The organism is Exiguobacterium sp. s146 (genome assembly GCF_018618415.1).
In the GTDB taxonomy this organism is placed as follows: Bacteria; Bacillota; Bacilli; order Exiguobacteriales; family Exiguobacteriaceae; genus Exiguobacterium.
The window spans coordinates 154551-170715 of the sequence record NZ_JACSMA010000001.1 but is presented as its reverse complement, the minus strand read 5'-3'; the positions used below and the strand labels follow the sequence as shown (position 1 = coordinate 170715).

Genomic DNA, 16165 nt, shown 5'->3' with positions numbered 1-16165 from the left:
ACGTTTATGACTGGAACGACATGGCATTTGCTCCACACTGCCCCGTTGTCCCCGGCCGAGAACATGGCGATCGATGAAGCCATCGCCGGCTGGGTCGCGCGCGGCGACATGAAACCGACACTCCGTTTTTACGCCTGGGCCCCGCACGCCATCAGCGTCGGACGCTTTCAACGGGCGACGCGTGACCTCGATCGCGAGGCACTTCGCACGAACGACATCCCGGTCGTCCGTCGTTTGACCGGGGGACGGGCCGTCCTCCACGCGGACGAATTGACGTATAGCGTCATTTTGCCTGAGACGATGCCGTCTTTGCCGACGAACGTCATCGAGAGCTATCGGCTTCTGACCGAAGGGGTGCGGCGCGGCTATCACGCATTAGGTGTCCCGGCCGAGTTCTCGGTCCCCTTGACCGAGGCCGACCGCGAGGCGCTCCGAAAACCAAAGTCGGCCGTCTGTTTCGACGCCGCCTCGTACTATGAGCTCGCCGTCGACGGGAAGAAGATTGCCGGAAGTGCCCAAGTGCGACACCAAGGCGCCGTCCTGCAGCATGGGTCGATTCCGTTATCGATTGACGATGACGTCTTGTTCGACTGCTTCAACCTCAAGGCCGACGAGAAAGCGGAAGCGAAGGCCCGGTTCGGCGACAAGGCCGTCTCGTTGAACGAGACGCTCGGCCGGACGGTCGCGTTCGATGAGGTCGCCGCGGCGTTCACGGACGGGTTCCGCGACGCGTTCGATTTGACGTTCGAACCGCTGACGTTCACTGAGGCGCAACAACAAGAGATTCAGGAGCTCGTCACCAAATACAAGAGTGACGACTGGGGCTGGAAACGCTAAAAACGAGTCTCGCGACTCGTTTTTTTCTTATTGTTGCGTATAAATCGAGACGGAACCGCCGTTGACGAAGAATTGTCCCCAGCCGTCGGCATTGATCGTGACGAGGCGAGAGTTGTTGTTCGTCATATCTTTCCATACTTCGCCGGCGTTCTGTTTGCCGACGTACATCCATTTCGAGCCGCCCAGGCCATCCGAAAGAATCGTCGCGAGACCTGACTTGGCACGGTCGGTCACCCCTTCACGTGTCCAGCCGATGACGTCCTGATGATCGAGGTAATCATGTTGTGTCCCATAGGCGAAGTCTTTCCGTGCCTTCAAAATCGGTTGGAGCGTGCCTGACATGTTCGGGATCTCCCGGTTCGTCGTCCCTTTCGTACCGTAATAGTCCCCGTAGAAGAGGGCCGGATACCCTTGGCCGCGCGTCATGATCGTCGCGTAGGCGAGCGGTTTGAACCAGTTGGCGACCGTCGACTCGAGCGATTGACCCGGCTGCGAGTCATGGTTATCGACAATCGTCACGGACAGCGACGGGTGCTGCTCGGTGACGGTGCCTTTCAAGATGTTGCGCATATCGTAATATCCGCCGCCGTTCCCGGCCGCTTGGAAGTTATAGTGGAGCGGCACATCGAAGACGGAATGCGTATAGCCCGTCTTATACAGATAGTCGTTGATGGCCCCAAGATCGTTCTTCCAATACTCGGCGACCGTGAACATCTCTTTCCCGGTCGTCTGGCGCACGCTCGTCACCCACTCCTTCAAGTACGAGTGGCTGATATGTTTGACCGCGTCCAATCGGAAGCCATCGAGCCCGAGCGAATCGGCGTACCATTTCCCCCAGTTCTTCATCTCTTGGCGGACTTCCGGATGTTCGAAATCGACATCGGCATACATGAGGTAGTCATAGTTGCCGTTCTCGTTCGACACGTCCGTGTCCCACGCCTTGCCCGTGCTCTTGAACTTGTAAATCCGGCTCAAGCTGCGCGACTGATCCCAATCGGTGCCATCGAAATGGTACCAGCGCCATTTGAACGGCGAATATGTATTGTTGCGGGCCGCAAAGTTGAAGCCGGTCCACGCCGAGATGGCGTACTCCCCGGACGTCTCTTGGTTCCGGTTCGACGGATTGACCTCAATCGCTTGGACGCTCTCGGTGTAGTCGGCCCCGCCTTTATGGTTCATGACAACGTCGCCATAGACGCCGATGCCCTTGCCGCGCAAGTTCGAGATGGCGGTCTGGAGCTGGGCTTTCGTGCCGTACTTCGTCCGGGTCGTGCCTTTTTGGTTGAACTCGCCGAGGTCATACAAATCGTAAGCGCCGTAACCGACGTCATTTTGCGACGTGCCTTTATACGCCGGCGGAATCCACACCGTCGTCACCCCGATGTCCTTCAAATGCTGCGAGTCATTCGATAGCCGGTTCCAATGCAGGCCGTCGTTCGGGACATACCATTCAAAATATTGCATCATCGTGCCGTTCTGAGGTGTCGCCGCCTGTGCGACCGGTTGCCCGGCGAGCAGTGCAATCGCGGTGACACCAGCCGTCACCGCTAACCCTTTCCGTCTCTTACCCATGCCTATTCCTCCTCTTCGAAATTAATGCAAGCGATTTCATTAGTTATCATGACGGATTCTCCTTTAGTTGAATAGAGGGTTTCTATAAAACAGTTCTCTGCGCCTAACTATTTTTCGTTTGAATAGTTCAGTCGACCAAAGCAAAAACGGATGGCTTGTGCCATCCGCCTAGTCAGTCATTCCGTTCCAGCCGTTTTCGTTTCACGAGGTATCCGAGATAAGGGAGTCCGGTAAAGACGAGCCCGATGGCGACCAGCGTCTGCAGCACCAAGATGATGGCCTCCGCCGTCTGCGGCCAATCCAATTGCAACATGAATACGAATCCGAGTGATAGCAATAGACAGATGAGCGCTCCCCGGCCCATCGTTCGCTCGACTTGACCGTATTTCTCTTCGGTCGTCTGGCGATCGGTATAAAGAGGCGTCGCGTCCGGACGGCCTTTGAACACATGAATCTCATCACCTGTCGATGTGACATGTTCCCAGCCGCTCGCGGCGAACAGTTCGAAGTATTCCGCGTCCGGTTGTTTTCGATAATCGAGACTATAGCGCACATCCATCGGTTCGCCTTCGACGAGCGTGTAGCCGAGCGGCGCGAATTTCTCCAAATGCCAGCCGCGAGCCGCCATCCGTTCCAGCTTTTTCATTTCTTGTTCTTCGGCGAACGCCAGTCCCCAACTCGACATATATTTCCGTTTCATCCCTGTCCCTCCCCGTCTAAAATGAAGCGTGCATCGTCGACGATCGCTTGCCTGCGTTTCAAGTCTTCCGCTACGAGCGCACGACCCTGTGCCGTGATCACATAACGTTTCTGTTTCCCGTCTCCGTCAATTGGCTCGATCAGCTGTGCGTTCACGAGCTTCTTGATGATCGTGTACATCGACGCCGGCCCGATTTTAATCCGCCCGTTCGTCAACTCGTCGACGAACTGCATAATCAAATAGCCGTGACGCGCCTCGGTCAAGGCGAGCAGGATATAAAGCATGCTGTCGGTCAATTCGCCGAGCTCGATCGTATCATTACGCGGCATCCCGCCACCTCCTATATCATTCATTGATATATCTTACCCTTAATATATATCGTTGAATGATATATGTCAATGAATGATATAAAAAAAGCCGCAGACGGTTCGTCTGCGACCTGGTTAACTGGTGACGTAATCTAAATCATGCAAGATGTACGCCAAGAAGAACAACATGCTCGGGTTCTCGTAGCGCATCTGTACTTTACGAAGTTGCTCGCGGTACGTGACCTCATATTCGGCGCCATTCATCTTCCGCTCCATGTTCATCTTGATGAGCGCGTCGAGCTTGTCCATCATGTCGACGAGCAGGCCTTCATACGTGTCATCTTTCGAATCGGCCATATAGCGGCGGAACGCCGGTTGCATATAGTCCGGGAGCAGCGACAAGAGCGCCTCGCTCTCGGCCCGTTCGTACGCCTCGAACGCCGCACCGGTCTCGGCGGTCGAATGTTTCACTGGGCCGAGCACGTCCCCGGTCACCCCTTCGACGAGATCGTGACAGAGCAGGCGGGCCGTCAGCTCAGCGACATCGACGTCGACGTCATATTTCTCCCGCTCGAGCAACCCGCTGAACATCCCGAGCGCGGCCGCCCGGAAGCCATGGATGGCGTCGTTATCGTCAATCGTATTGAATCGGCCTTTCCACCGTCTTACACTGTCCATCCGCATAACGTTCTCGATGAACGTCGCCACGTCCGTCTCCGCTTCGACTTGTTCGTACAGCCAACGGACCGACTCGAGCGGGTGTTCGCGCAGCGCCGTTTTCATCTCTTCCAGCTTGGCGACGAAATGGGGTGAGCCGTGTCCGACCTCCCGGCGGACGAACAGCATCGCGTCGAACGAATCGATGCCATCGACGAGCCGTCCTTCGAACGAGTCGTCCTCCGCCTCGACGAGGAAACGATAAAAGTGCGGCCGCAGCGACTGCGACAACAACTCGACGAGGCCGAGACTCGCCGTCCGCTCCATCCGTTCGATATGTTCTTTGAGCGTCGGTTCTTTTTTCGTCCGGTGCATGATCGGGCCGGTCTGCACTTCGTTCATATCATGGAACAGCGCCTTGCCGAGCACATCGAGCAAGTTGACGTCTTGTCCCCGATTCTCTTCATAATACGCCGCGATCAAGCTGAAGACGGCGACACGGAAACTGTGGCTCGCCGCGTTGTCATGATAATGCGGCGCATATTCGTCCCAACGCTGCACGTTCTGCATGCGTGTCATCTTGCGGATAAACGTTCCGTTATACATCAAATTCCTCCTTGGTTCAGTCGCTCCCACGAATCATCGTGACAGACGATGTACAGCATATCGTTCGCCTGAAGCGGTGTATCGAGCACCGTCGCGTAATCGAGGCGGTCGTTGACGGCGATTAACGTGACGCCTTGATGCAACAAGTTTTCCGCGGCATCCCGAATCGTTTTCCATTCCGGTTTTGGCGCGAGCGCCTGGATGTTGCCGCCTGACTGCTTGCTGAGCAGCTGTCGAAAAATCGACGTCGTCCCCGGCTGCAATGTCGCTTTCGCCATGAGCAGTGACACCGAGTCGTTCGCGAGAATGAAATCGTCGACACGGACGTGCTTGAATTTCGAGATGTTCCGTTCCTCGCATACCTCGACGACCGTATGCAAATCGACACCGCGCTCGGACGACAATGCCTCGACCGCGGACGCGATGAGAAGCGATTTCCCGTCGGCGAGGAGCGTCTCCGTGATGCGCGCATCGGCGAAGATGGCGACCCGGCGCGCCTTTAAAATATTGGCCTGCAGGAGGATCGTCTCGTCCGACGCATCCCCATGCACGTAATGGACGTTGTCGTGGTCATACGGCTCTTCCTTCAACTGATCAATCAAGATAATCTCGGCCTTTGGTTCATAGACGAGCACTTCGTCGATTGCCTTTTTTGTCTTCGGCGACCAGCCGATATAGACGTAATGTCCTTCTCCTCGATACACTAACTTTCCCTCCCGTTTTAAGCGTTGAAACGTCGCACCGACTTCAACGAGTTTTCCAATCAAGGCCCCGATAATCCCAATCCCGAACAGGAACAAGAAAATCCCGAGCCAACGTCCCGCGACCGATGTCGGGAAGAAATCCCCATATCCGACGGTCGTGAGCGTCGTCATCGTCCACCAAAACGAGTCGAACATCGACGGGAACGTCTCCGGCTCGAGCACGAACCCGAGGACGGTACCGGTCACGATGATGCCAAGCGACGCCAAGACGACGTTCAAAAACGATAATTTCGATAATCCACGCCAGACACGAAAAAAGATATGCACAGAAAAACCCCTCCTTTTCCTATATACTAGAGACAACTTACTTGATATACGAAACCTATTCTCACTCGGTTCCGTATAGAAAGAAAAAAGAAAGGACGATGTTATGAACTCCATCGTTTTGGAATATCGACTTTATAAAAACGAACTTTCGTTCGAGCCTCTCTACCATTATACATCGCTCGGCCTCGATGAAGTACTCGCCCGCCGCGAATGCGAATTTTTCGTCAAGGACGGCATGACTTACAAGCAGCGCTCATCGGCGCTCGAAGGCGAGCAATACTTCTTGATTTACGTCGATCGCTACACGGAAGGACCCGTCGACAAGCACGAGACGACCGACATCAAAGTCGAAATCCGGACGCTCGACGACCGGTTCGACAATCCGCTGCTCGAGGCGTATTACGTCGACCGTCATCTCGACGCCCTTGCCATGCTTGGCAGCCAATATTTGTACGTCGCCGGCAAAGAATATGAACGTGACTCGGCCGAGACGGATGAGGATCGCGGCGTCTATGTCATTTACGTCACCCCTACAGGTTATACATTGGAGGAATCAACATGAAGACAAGCAAAAAAATCTTGAGCGGTTTATCGGCCGCAGTGTTAACCGCTTCGCTCGCGGCGTGTGGCACCGACGAAACCGAGCAAGCGACGTTACCGGAAGAACCGACGGGCTACGAATGTGACGATTGGGACTGGGATGACGAGACGGAATCGTATTACTGCGACGACGAGCGCTCCCCTCACTTCGGTAGCTTCTTCTTGCTCGGAAGTCTTTTCAACTCAAAGAGTGCGTTGAAAAACTCATCGTCCTATAAGAACTATCGTTCAAACGGCGGCGCCAGCAGCATCACCCCGAACAAATCAAACTCAAGTTCCAAATCGGGACTCGGGAGCGGCTCACGAGGCGGCTTCGGGGGATGAAACGGGACGCATTATTCGGCCAAATCCCTTTCTTTTGGCCTGACTTGAACGACGAGGAATACGCCCTTTACGACTGTCTCACCATGTCCACGGACGCGGTGAGGCAGATTCGGGCGGCGACGCGTGACGTCGATGCGATTTTCCGAAAGACGAACCGGCTGTTGCGAACGCTCCCAGATGAAACGCTCCGCCTACTCGGCTACCCTGAGGCGAGCCTGCCGTTCCTCCGGGACAAGGCACTGCCGCAAGAGACGATTATCGGTCGCTACGACTGGATCGTCAAAGACGGCACGATCAAACTGATGGAGTTCAATGCCGACACACCGACGTTCATCAAAGAACTGTTCGACGTGAACGGCTACGTGACGACAGAATTTGGACTCGATGACCCGAACGCGGCGTCGACCCATGAACTCAAGACCGAATTACGAAAAGCCGTCATCGCGGCGTGGCAACGCCTCGGCCGGGACGGGACGCCAAAAATCGTCTTTACAGCCCACGATGACAACATCGAGGACAAATGGACGACGCGTTTCCTCCAAGAGACGCTCGACTTGCCGTCGGAATTCGTCCCGCTCGACCGCTTGCTCGTCGATGCGGACGGCGTGTTCACACCATCCGGGGAACGCGTCGACGTCTTGTATCGTCAGACGTACCCGATTGAACACTTGGTCGACGACCGGGCACCCGACGGCGACTTGATCGGCATCCGCCTGCTCGAACTGAACGCGGCCAAACACGTCTCGCTGCTCAATCCGCTCTCGGCGTTTCTCATGCAGTCCAAAGGCGTCCAAGCACTCATTTGGGAACTGTATGAGGCCGATACATATTTCGACGAAGCGGAGCGCGTCATCATCGAGACGTACTTTTTACCGACGTACCTCGAACCCGACCCGTTTATCGGCCAGAGCGCATACGTCCAAAAGCCCGCCTTCGGACGGGAAGGTGACTCGGTCATCCTTTACGACCAAGCCGGTGTCCCGTTCCATAAAGAGACGCTCCAGACGTACGCGGACGAGACGGCGGTGTATCAACAGTTCGTCGAGTTGCCGACCCGTCTGACGAACACGGTCAATGGGCCACTCGAGACACACTACATGGTCGGTTGCTTTTGCTTGAACGGCCACCCGTCCGCCCTCGGCATCCGCACCGGCAGTATGATCACCAATAACCAGTCTTACTACTTAGCCATCGGCATAACAAAGGAGAATAACTTATGACGTTCATCACGCTCGATTCCATCTTGAGCTTCCTCGCTCACCTCGGTACAGGGTTCGGCCTGATTTTAGCCGGACTCGTGGTCTTCGCCCTGACGACGAAATACTCGGAACGTAAATTGATTAAAGAAGGTAACGTCGCCGTCGCCTTGAAACTTTGGGGGAAAGCGATAGGACTCGCCATCGTCATCTATACGGTGTGGGCGAACAGCGTCAATCTGCTCGACGCCTTCATCTGGGGCCTTGTCGGGATTCTCGCCCAAGTTGTCGCGTTCTGGACGTTCGAATACGTGCTGACGCCAGGCGTAAACTTGGAGAAAGAAGTCGAGAACGGCAACCTCGCCATCGGCATCAGCCTGTTCTCCGCCTCACTCGTCGTCGGGATCATCGTCGCCGCGAGTTTGACGTACTAAGCAGACAGCCCATGCACTCGGATGAATTCATGGGCTGTTTCTAAAGAAAGGAAGAGATGAATGTTTAAACGAAAAATCATCGGGGTGTTGCTAGCTTGTATCACGCTCATCGCCTTAATCCAAAACGGACCTACATTTTTTGAGAATCGAAAGCTGGATCGCTATTTGGCGAATGATGGCTTTGACGCCTATACATTTGATCAATTTGATGAATCCAACCTCGCCCTGTTCTCGAATGAAGACGAGACCGTACTCGGCCTCGCCGAGATGAGTGGCGACGGCTATGGTGCCAGCACTATCGAGACACTCGATTCGGCTCCGTTCGACTATATCGAGCTTGAACATGAAGACACTTATTATATGGGCGTTCGTCTCAACAACAATCCTCAACACGTGGCTTCGTTCCGCATCATCGGAGAGCGCATGCAAGCAGACCACGTCCTCAACCGTCCCGAAGAAGATACATTTTCTAACTACCATATTTTGAAATTGCGTAACGCCCCTCAAGATAACTGGACGCTTCAAACGTTAGACCAGAACGATCAAGTCATTGACTCGATTGAACTATGAAAAACCGCAAACCGATGACCGGTCTGCGGTAGTGTGGCGACTGCTTTTGCGGTCGTCTTTTCTTATGCTTTGGCGAGGACGGCCGATGGACCGAAAAACTCGTAGCGAGCGTGTGGAATCGTTTGGACAACCGTCTCCATCATCGCGGTCGGCCCGCACGTGTAGACGTCGTGTCCGTCGACATCGAGTGCTTCGAGTTGCACGGCGCTCATGCAACCTGACACATCGTCGATGTGCGTGATGAGCTGAAGCCCCTCGTTCACGAGTTCATCGAGCTCTTCTCCGAGCGGACGGAGGTTCGTGCTGCGAACGGCATGCAATAGCGTGACCGAGCGGCCTTGCTTAAGTGCCGTCTTCGCCATGTTGAAGAGCGGCGTGATGCCGATGCCGCCGGCGACGAGTGTGAGCGGGCGGTCCGTGTCTTCGAGCACGAACTCACCAGCTGGCGCGCTTACTGGAAGTTCGGTACCAATCGTCTGCTCATGGAGCCAGTTCGAGACGAGACCTTCTGCTTTCGGCGCAATCCAATAGCCGTCTTCCGTCGTCTCGACGACGCTGTATTGACGATGATGCAAGATGTCTTCGCCTGGAATACGGGCTTGGACCGAGATGTATTGACCTGGGATGGCCGTCCCGACGACACCATCGTTCGCGACAAGACGGAATCGTTTCACTTCCGGTGTATCTTCGATGACTTCGGCGACCGTGAACGGCTTGAAGCCAATCCATGGCGCATCGTCGTACATTTGTTTCTCGAGCGAAATGAAGACGTCAGCGATGACACCGTACGCTTTCGCCCATGCATCGATGATGTCCGGCGTCGCTGCCTCACCGAGCACGTCTTGAATCGCGCCGAGTAAGTTCTCGCCGACGATTGGATAATGTTCTGGACGGATGTTCAAGCTCTTATGTTTATGAAGCGCCGGCTGAATGGCCGGAAGGATCGCTTCGAGACGATCAATATGGACGGCTGCCGCATAGACGGCGTTGGCGAGCGCCTCTGGCTGACGGCCGCGTTTTTGGTTCGTATGGTTGAAGAAGTGGCGGACTTCCGGATTGTTCTCGAACATGCGCTTATAGAAGTGACTCGTGATGGCGACACCGTGGTCTTTCAAGACCGGTGCGGTCGCTTTGACGATCTCCATCGTTTGTTGATCTAACATAATGTTTCCCCCTTTTTGAAAGTTCATGTTCATTATGTGAGGTAAGTCACTTCAAAAGCAATATCTAAAATACTTGTTTAAGTGCAAGTTCAAAATTCCGCCTTGAATCCGCCACGCTTTTTTCACATCTTCCATCGTCGCGCTTTCATACGATGTCTTGTAAAATGAACAAATGAAGAGGTGAAACAACATGCGGCTGACGCAAACGTGCGACTACGCACTCCGAACACTCATGTATAGCGCCACGTTCTCCCATCGTCTTGTGACGATTCAAGAAGTGGCGGACCAATATCAGATTTCAAAGAACCACGTCATGAAGGTCGTCTATGAGCTCGGCAAACACGGCTATCTCGAATCCGTGCGCGGCCGTGGCGGCGGCTTCCGGCTCGCCCGCCCGATGGAAGACATCAACGTCGGCGACGTCGTCCGGACGATGGAGCCGTTCGAGCTCGTCGAATGTTTTGGCGAAGGCCGATGTGTCATCGCCCCCGCGTGCGATCTGCGAACTGTCTTGAACGAGGCGATGCTTGCGTTCCTGCACGTGCTCGACCGCTATACGATTGCCGACCTCGTCGCGAACCGACAAACCGAACTCGCCATGATTTTAGGCATACAAAACCCGACGGACTGAATAGTCTGTCGGGTTTGTCTGTTACAGCGGCTTCAAGTTAGCCTCGATTTCTGCTCGCCGTGGTTCGAGAAACGGTGGCAGCGCCAAGCGATCCCCAAGCGTCTCGACCGGCTCATCGGTCGCAAACCCCGGCCCGTCCGTCGCGAGTTCCACCAAAATCCCGCTCGGCTCGCGGAAATAAATAGATTTGAAATAATAACGATCAATCAGGCCCGAATGACTGATGCCGAATGAATCGAGTCGCTCGACCCAACGCGTCATCTCGTCATCATCCTCAACGCGAATCGCTACGTGGTGGACACTGCCCCGGCCCGGACGCTCCGACGGTAAATCGGGACGGTCGACGAGATGAATCTCGGTCGCCACGCCACCTTCTCCCGTCTCGAACACACGAACCGGTTGACCGTTCCGTTCGAACTCGGACGCGAACCGATAACCGAGCACGTCTGTCAGCACGCGTTCCGTCTTCTCGATCCGTCGTACCGTCCATTCACTGAATCCAAGACCGAAGACGGCGACGTCGGCCGGTACAGGTCCGTTTTGCCATGGCGTTCCTGACCCGCCATCGACGAGAGCGAGCCTCTGCCCTTCCTCATCCTCAAAGTAAAGAGTGGATCGGCCGAGCACTCTCTCGACCGGATCATGTAACACACCAAAGTCGGTAAAGCGCTCCAACCAGTAAGATAATGACCCGTCCGGCACCCGGAGCGCCGTCCGTGAGATGCTGCTGCTTCCTCGATACGTCTGTCCGAGAAACGGGAGCTCGAAGAACGTCAAATCTGTCCCCGGTGTCCCCGATTCATCCGCATAAAACAAATGGTACATCGACGGGTCATCTTGATTGACCGTCTTTTTGACGAGCCTCATCCCGAGTACCTCTGTATAGAATTGCAAGTTCTTCTTGGCATCCCCGGTCATCGCCGACACGTGATGCTGACCTAAAATCGCCTTCATCCGACTTCTCCCCTTTCACTATTGATTCCATTGTACCATCCTCAAATAAGTAAAGTCTCCTTTACATTTAGTAAAGTTTACTTTACACTAGAGATAGAAACAAGAAATGAGGTGGCGGCATGCCATTAATCAATCGTGTCAAAGCGTTGCGGGCCCGGCATCAACTGACCCAAGGGGACTTGGCGGCCAAAGTCGGTGTGACGAGACAGACGATCATCTCGCTCGAAAAAGGAAGCTACACCCCGTCGCTTCTGTTAGCGATGCAAATCGCGCGCGTATTCGAGGAACCGGTCGAATCCATTTTCACAATCGAGGAGGAAACAAATTGAAACACGTCGTCATCCAATCCATCTCCAGCATCATCTTGTACATCTTGATGGCATTTCTATTCAGCTCGTTCGTGTCCGATGTGACTACAGTGATTGAAACCGAGCGATTCGAAATCGAGTTCAACATGCTGCCCTTGTTGTTACTCGTCGGCTTCTTTATCGTATGGACGGTCTATTCGTTCAAGACGCGCCCGAATCAAAATTTAAGTTTTGGCCAATGGTCGGTCCGGATGACCGAGTTCAGTGACGTCGACGAACGCGAACAAATCATCACAGCTAAAGCGACGAAAGCGGCCTACGTCTCGTTTGGCATCTCCGTTCCGCTCTTCATGGCGTCGTTCATATTCTACCCATTGTTCCAAGATGCTTTTCCGACCTATCCGATTTACGCACTCGCTTCGACACTGATTCTCTCGACGCTCGTCTATATGACGACATGGATTCGCGCCTATACCCATTAAGGAATTCACTTCGAATTCCTTTTTTTGTGTCGATTTTTCGTCGAGTCGCTCCCCACGATTGTCAATTCGGTCACGTCGTGCTTATATATAACTAAACGGTTATATACTAAGTGTGTTGAAGGGGTCCTTCATCGTGAAAACCATCGATTTGACGACCGGACAGGTTCAGCGCGTCATCGTGGCGCTCGCCCTCCCGCTCGTCGGCAGTTCGCTTTTACAATTCACCTATAGTCTCGTCGATATGTTCTGGGTCGGCGCGCTCGGCAGCGACGCCGTCGCCAGCATCGGTGCGGCCAGCTTTTATATCATGCTCGGTCAGGCCATCCAATCGTTGCTTGTCGTCGGTGCCGGCATCAAAGTGTCGCAAGCCGTCGGACGACGCGACCAAGCGTTGATTCAGCGCTACGTTCGTGCCGGGGGACGGATGAACCTCGGCCTCGGACTGTCGTTCGTCGTTCTCCTGATTCTGTTCGGTCAGACATTGATCGGCTTTTTGAATATGAACGCCCCTGACGTCGAACGCTTGGCGTACAGTTACTTGCTCGTCAGTGCCCCGATGCTCGTCTTCTCATTCTTCAACTTGCTGTTCGCCCGACTGTTCAGCGCTTACGGGAATACGACGACGGCGATGCGCATCAATGCGACCGGGGTCACACTCAATATGATCCTGTCGCCTCTCTTCATCTATCCGCTCGGCCTCGGTGTCGTCGGGGCCGGCCTGGCGACACTCGTCGCCAATATCGTCATGTTCGGCTTCTTCTGGCATCGGGCCCGGGCCTTGTTCGACTGGGAAGAGACAATCGCACCAAATCGCACGGACTATAAAGAGATTGTTCGTCTCGGGTTCCCGATGGCGACACAACGCGTCTTGTTCACCGTCATCAGCATCTTCCTCGCCCGCATGATCGGTTCATACGGGACCGAGGCGATCGCGGCCCAACGGATTGGACTACAAATCGAGTCCATCGCCTATATGATGATTGGCGGACTAAACGGCGCGATCGCGAGTTATACCGGTCAAAATATCGGGGCTCGTCAGATTGAACGCGTCCATGAAGGATATCGGGTGACGACACGGCTCGGCGTCATGTATACCGGGCTAATCACGCTCATCTTCTTGTTCATGCCGGATATTCTAATCGGGTTGTTCGTCAATGATCCGAGAACGATTGACATCGGCGCGAGCTATTTACGCATCATCGGGGTTTCCCTCATCTTCGCTTCGTTCGAGATGATTGGGAACGGCTATTTCTCTGGACTCGGCCTGCCGAAAATTCCGGCAACAATCTCCATCGTCTTTACCGTCGCCCGCATTCCGCTCGCCCTAGTGTTAGAGCCTTACCTTGGCATCGACGCCATCTGGTGGAGCATCGCCATCTCGAGCATCGTCAAAGGGCTCGTCTCGGCCCTCTATGTCCGACTAACGAAAAAGGAAGTGACTTCCCTTGCAAAAGCGATTTAATGATCTTACTAACCAGTTGTTGCGTGGCCGGTTCGCCATCGAGCGTGAGATGCTTCGCGTGACCCCTGAAGGAACGCTCGCCGTCACGAAGCATCCGACTAGCCTCGGAGACAAGGCGACGCACCCATATATCACGACCGACTTCTCGGAAAGTCAGATTGAGCTGATCACGCCGACGTTTCCCACCGTTGAAGCAGCGCACAACTTCTTACAGACGCTGTACGATATCACGGCGCTGAATATTGGTGACGAACGACTCTGGCCGCAATCGATGCCTTGCGCACTACCCGACGGCGGGGTCATCCCACTCGCCGATTTCGGTAGTTCCGGGCTTGAGGCCGGGCGCTATCGGGTGCACCTGCTCCAAAAATACGGGGCGAAAAAACAGCTCATCTCCGGCATCCATTTCAATTTCTCGTTCGCAGACGAGCTGCTTGACGCACTTTACGAAGGGTCTCCCGAACAGTTCGATGCCTTTAAGAACGATCTGTATTTGAAACTCGTCCGCAACTATTTACGGACACGTTGGCTCGTCGTCTATCTACTAGGCGGGACCCCGGCTGTCCATACGAGCTATGAAGAGCGCTGCGTCAGCCAAATGCAGGCGCTCAGCGAGGATGTGTATTCGAATACGACGGCGTTGTCGTACCGGAATAGCGACTGCGGCTATACGAACGTCGAGCCTCTCTACCCGGACTATTCAACGCTCTCGGACTATACCGCGAGTGTGCGCCGTTTCATCGCACAAGGTGACATCGCCAACCCGAACGAACTATATTCCCCGATTCGATTAAAAACATCGCGCGGCGGCAATGATTTGGAACGGCTCGAGACGAACGGCATCGACTACATCGAGATTCGCAATATCGATTTGAACCCGTTCGAGAAGACCGGCATCGCCCTCGATGATTTACGTTTCTTGCATGTCTTCTTGCTCTACTTGACATTGAAAGACGAGACATGGTTCGCGGACTGGCAGGCCGAAGCGTTTCACAACCAGCAACGTGTGGCGAAAGAAGGGCTATCCCCTACGCTCGTGCTGCATCGGGACGGCGAGGCGGTGGCGCTTCAGACGTACGCACGCGATTTGCTCGATGAAGTCGAAGCGTTCAATGAACGGTACACTCTCGGATTCGATGACGTCTTCGCCTCTGTCCGGAAGCGGGTTAACCATGTCGAGTCGACGTATGCGGCTCGATTGACCAACATCATGACAACCGAAGGCTACACGTCCTGGTCGCTCCGGCAAGCAGAACTCTTCTATCAAGATGCCTACGCCAACCGGTTCCGGATGCACGGCTACACGGACATGGAGCTGTCGACGCAGATTTTGATGAAGGCAGCGCTGAAACGCGGGTATGCGGTCGACGTAATCGACCGGGACGACCAATTTATCCGCATCCGTCACGGTAACCGAACCGAGTATGTCAAACAAGCGACGAAGACGTCGAAAGACAACTACGTATCGGTCCTCATGATGGAGAACAAGACGGTGACGAAACACGTGCTCGCCGAACATGGCATCCGCGTTCCGGGAGGGGTCGAGCTCCGCACCGAAACTGATTTACGGGACGCCTGGTCTGCGTTTGCGGACGAGATGATCGTCTTGAAACCGAAATCGACGAACTTCGGCATCGGCATCCACATCTTCAAGGACGGGGCAACGTTTGACGAGGCGCTCGAGGCGTTCCGTCACGCTCGGAAGTTTGACGACGTCGTCCTGCTCGAGACGTTCCTGCCCGGGAAAGAATACCGGTTTCTCGTCATCGGTGACGAGGTCGCAGGCATTCTCCACCGCGTCCCGGCGAACGTGACCGGGGATGGTGTGTCGACGATTCGTGAACTCGTCACGAAGAAAAACGAGGACCCACTCCGTGGCAAAGGCTATAAGACACCGCTCGAGAAAATCGACATCGATGACATCGTCGTGGCGTTCCTCCGTCCGCAATGCAAGACGCCTGACAGTGTCCTCGCGGAGGGCGAACTCGTCTTCCTTCGTGAGAACTCGAACATCAGCACAGGCGGCGACAGCATCGACTATACGGACCGGATTCCGGATGCCTACAAACAGATCGCCGTCGATTCTGCCCGAGCGATCGGCGCGACGATTTGCGGGGTCGACATGATGATTCCGTCGCTCGATGGCGACATCGATTACGGAATTATCGAGCTGAATTTCAATCCGGCCATCCATATTCATGCCTTCCCGTACGAAGGCAAGGAACGTCCAATCGGTGAGAACGTGCTCGATTTACTGTTCGATTAATCAATATTCCAAGTTTGGAATATTCTTAAATGGGAATATTGTAAGTAAGAGGACGGTGACGAGG

The 16165-nt window shown here is 54.6% G+C and carries 18 protein-coding genes; 11 read left to right on the top strand and 7 right to left on the bottom strand.

What is annotated here, in order from left to right:
* Positions 1 to 6 precede the first annotated feature (6 nt).
* Positions 7 to 837: a lipoate--protein ligase family protein gene (locus tag KNP83_RS01010; RefSeq protein WP_214759403.1), complete on the top strand. Its 831-nt coding sequence runs from the start codon at positions 7 to 9 to the stop codon at positions 835 to 837.
* A 27-nt stretch (positions 838 to 864) separates the two neighbouring features.
* Here KNP83_RS01010 and amyS read toward each other — a convergent pair whose 3' ends face one another.
* From amyS to KNP83_RS00985, 5 genes are all read right to left on the bottom strand, one after another.
* The gene (gene amyS / locus KNP83_RS01005) at positions 865 to 2409 is read right to left on the bottom strand and encodes an alpha-amylase (RefSeq protein WP_214759401.1); all 1545 of its coding nucleotides are present in this window, start codon (positions 2407 to 2409) and stop codon (positions 865 to 867) included.
* A gap of 172 nt (positions 2410 to 2581) precedes the next feature.
* Positions 2582 to 3109 carry a DUF2812 domain-containing protein gene (locus KNP83_RS01000; protein WP_214759399.1) on the bottom strand — a complete coding sequence of 176 codons (528 nt, stop codon included), beginning with the start codon at positions 3107 to 3109 and terminating at the stop codon, positions 2582 to 2584.
* Positions 3106 to 3438: a PadR family transcriptional regulator gene (locus KNP83_RS00995; protein WP_214759397.1), complete on the bottom strand. Its 333-nt coding sequence runs from the start codon at positions 3436 to 3438 to the stop codon at positions 3106 to 3108. The genes KNP83_RS01000 and KNP83_RS00995 overlap by 4 nt, the downstream gene beginning before the upstream one ends.
* Positions 3439 to 3552: 114 nt before the next feature.
* Positions 3553 to 4680: a YfbR-like 5'-deoxynucleotidase gene (locus KNP83_RS00990; protein ID WP_214759396.1), complete on the bottom strand. Its 1128-nt coding sequence runs from the start codon at positions 4678 to 4680 to the stop codon at positions 3553 to 3555.
* Positions 4680 to 5711 carry an ion channel gene (locus KNP83_RS00985; protein WP_214759394.1) on the bottom strand — a complete coding sequence of 344 codons (1032 nt, stop codon included), beginning with the start codon at positions 5709 to 5711 and terminating at the stop codon, positions 4680 to 4682. The genes KNP83_RS00990 and KNP83_RS00985 overlap by 1 nt, the downstream gene beginning before the upstream one ends.
* 103 nt (positions 5712 to 5814) lie before the next feature.
* On the opposite strand from KNP83_RS00985, the gene KNP83_RS00980 reads away from it, so the two are divergent.
* Genes KNP83_RS00980 through KNP83_RS00960 form a run of 5 tightly spaced genes read left to right on the top strand, consistent with a single transcriptional unit; the run spans position 5815 to position 8835 of the window.
* A complete protein-coding gene (locus KNP83_RS00980; protein WP_214759368.1) occupies positions 5815 to 6273 on the top strand; it encodes a hypothetical protein in 459 nt (152 codons plus the stop codon).
* The gene (locus KNP83_RS00975) at positions 6270 to 6635 is read left to right on the top strand and encodes a hypothetical protein (protein WP_214708346.1); all 366 of its coding nucleotides are present in this window, start codon (positions 6270 to 6272) and stop codon (positions 6633 to 6635) included. The genes KNP83_RS00980 and KNP83_RS00975 overlap by 4 nt, the downstream gene beginning before the upstream one ends.
* Positions 6632 to 7855, top strand: a complete 1224-nt coding sequence (locus KNP83_RS00970; protein ID WP_214759366.1) for a glutathionylspermidine synthase family protein — start codon at positions 6632 to 6634, stop codon at positions 7853 to 7855. Before KNP83_RS00975 ends, KNP83_RS00970 begins: the two co-directional genes overlap by 4 nt.
* On the top strand, positions 7852 to 8265 hold the full coding sequence (locus tag KNP83_RS00965; RefSeq protein WP_214759364.1) for a DUF350 domain-containing protein: 414 nt from the start codon (positions 7852 to 7854) through the stop codon (positions 8263 to 8265). Before KNP83_RS00970 ends, KNP83_RS00965 begins: the two co-directional genes overlap by 4 nt.
* A 60-nt stretch (positions 8266 to 8325) precedes the next feature.
* A complete protein-coding gene (locus tag KNP83_RS00960) occupies positions 8326 to 8835 on the top strand; it encodes a hypothetical protein (protein ID WP_214759349.1) in 510 nt (169 codons plus the stop codon).
* 62 nt (positions 8836 to 8897) lie between these two features.
* Here KNP83_RS00960 and KNP83_RS00955 read toward each other — a convergent pair whose 3' ends face one another.
* Positions 8898 to 9998, bottom strand: coding sequence for a globin domain-containing protein (locus KNP83_RS00955; protein ID WP_214759347.1), 1101 nt, complete (start codon positions 9996 to 9998; stop codon positions 8898 to 8900).
* Between the two features lie 190 nt (positions 9999 to 10188).
* Between KNP83_RS00955 and KNP83_RS00950 the strand changes: the two genes are divergently transcribed.
* The gene (locus KNP83_RS00950; protein ID WP_214759344.1) at positions 10189 to 10629 is read left to right on the top strand and encodes an RrF2 family transcriptional regulator; all 441 of its coding nucleotides are present in this window, start codon (positions 10189 to 10191) and stop codon (positions 10627 to 10629) included.
* Positions 10630 to 10650: 21 nt separating this feature from the next.
* Here the strand turns inward: KNP83_RS00950 and KNP83_RS00945 are convergent, their stop codons facing one another.
* A complete protein-coding gene (locus tag KNP83_RS00945) occupies positions 10651 to 11583 on the bottom strand; it encodes a ring-cleaving dioxygenase (protein ID WP_214759336.1) in 933 nt (310 codons plus the stop codon).
* A 119-nt stretch (positions 11584 to 11702) separates the two neighbouring features.
* On the opposite strand from KNP83_RS00945, the gene KNP83_RS00940 reads away from it, so the two are divergent.
* From KNP83_RS00940 to gshAB, 4 genes are all read left to right on the top strand, one after another.
* The gene (locus KNP83_RS00940) at positions 11703 to 11912 is read left to right on the top strand and encodes a helix-turn-helix transcriptional regulator (protein WP_214759327.1); all 210 of its coding nucleotides are present in this window, start codon (positions 11703 to 11705) and stop codon (positions 11910 to 11912) included.
* A complete protein-coding gene (locus tag KNP83_RS00935) occupies positions 11909 to 12373 on the top strand; it encodes a hypothetical protein (RefSeq protein ID WP_214759326.1) in 465 nt (154 codons plus the stop codon). The genes KNP83_RS00940 and KNP83_RS00935 overlap by 4 nt, the downstream gene beginning before the upstream one ends.
* Positions 12374 to 12506: 133 nt before the next feature.
* A complete protein-coding gene (locus tag KNP83_RS00930) occupies positions 12507 to 13835 on the top strand; it encodes an MATE family efflux transporter (RefSeq protein ID WP_214759324.1) in 1329 nt (442 codons plus the stop codon).
* Entirely contained in the window at positions 13819 to 16101 is a 2283-nt protein-coding gene (gene gshAB / locus KNP83_RS00925) for a bifunctional glutamate--cysteine ligase GshA/glutathione synthetase GshB (RefSeq protein WP_214759322.1), read from the top strand. Before KNP83_RS00930 ends, gshAB begins: the two co-directional genes overlap by 17 nt.
* The last annotated feature ends 64 nt before the right edge of the window (positions 16102 to 16165 follow it).

Excerpts from the sequence above, each read along its gene's own strand:
- KNP83_RS00995 (WP_214759397.1), bottom strand. The coding sequence starts at position 3,438 with ATGCCGCGTAATGATACGATCGAGCTCGGCGAATTGACCGACAGCATG.
- KNP83_RS00955 (WP_214759347.1), bottom strand. The coding sequence starts at position 9,998 with ATGTTAGATCAACAAACGATGGAGATCGTCAAAGCGACCGCACCGGTC.
- KNP83_RS01010 (WP_214759403.1), top strand. The coding sequence starts at position 7 with ATGACTGGAACGACATGGCATTTGCTCCACACTGCCCCGTTGTCCCCG.
- KNP83_RS01000 (WP_214759399.1), bottom strand. The coding sequence starts at position 3,109 with ATGAAACGGAAATATATGTCGAGTTGGGGACTGGCGTTCGCCGAAGAA.
- KNP83_RS00970 (WP_214759366.1), top strand. The coding sequence starts at position 6,632 with ATGAAACGGGACGCATTATTCGGCCAAATCCCTTTCTTTTGGCCTGAC.
- KNP83_RS00990 (WP_214759396.1), bottom strand. The coding sequence starts at position 4,680 with ATGTATAACGGAACGTTTATCCGCAAGATGACACGCATGCAGAACGTG.
- amyS (WP_214759401.1), bottom strand. The coding sequence starts at position 2,409 with ATGGGTAAGAGACGGAAAGGGTTAGCGGTGACGGCTGGTGTCACCGCG.
- KNP83_RS00965 (WP_214759364.1), top strand. The coding sequence starts at position 7,852 with ATGACGTTCATCACGCTCGATTCCATCTTGAGCTTCCTCGCTCACCTC.
- KNP83_RS00960 (WP_214759349.1), top strand. The coding sequence starts at position 8,326 with ATGTTTAAACGAAAAATCATCGGGGTGTTGCTAGCTTGTATCACGCTC.
- KNP83_RS00975 (WP_214708346.1), top strand. The coding sequence starts at position 6,270 with ATGAAGACAAGCAAAAAAATCTTGAGCGGTTTATCGGCCGCAGTGTTA.
- KNP83_RS00945 (WP_214759336.1), bottom strand. The coding sequence starts at position 11,583 with ATGAAGGCGATTTTAGGTCAGCATCACGTGTCGGCGATGACCGGGGAT.
- KNP83_RS00940 (WP_214759327.1), top strand. The coding sequence starts at position 11,703 with ATGCCATTAATCAATCGTGTCAAAGCGTTGCGGGCCCGGCATCAACTG.
- KNP83_RS00980 (WP_214759368.1), top strand. The coding sequence starts at position 5,815 with ATGAACTCCATCGTTTTGGAATATCGACTTTATAAAAACGAACTTTCG.
- KNP83_RS00950 (WP_214759344.1), top strand. The coding sequence starts at position 10,189 with ATGCGGCTGACGCAAACGTGCGACTACGCACTCCGAACACTCATGTAT.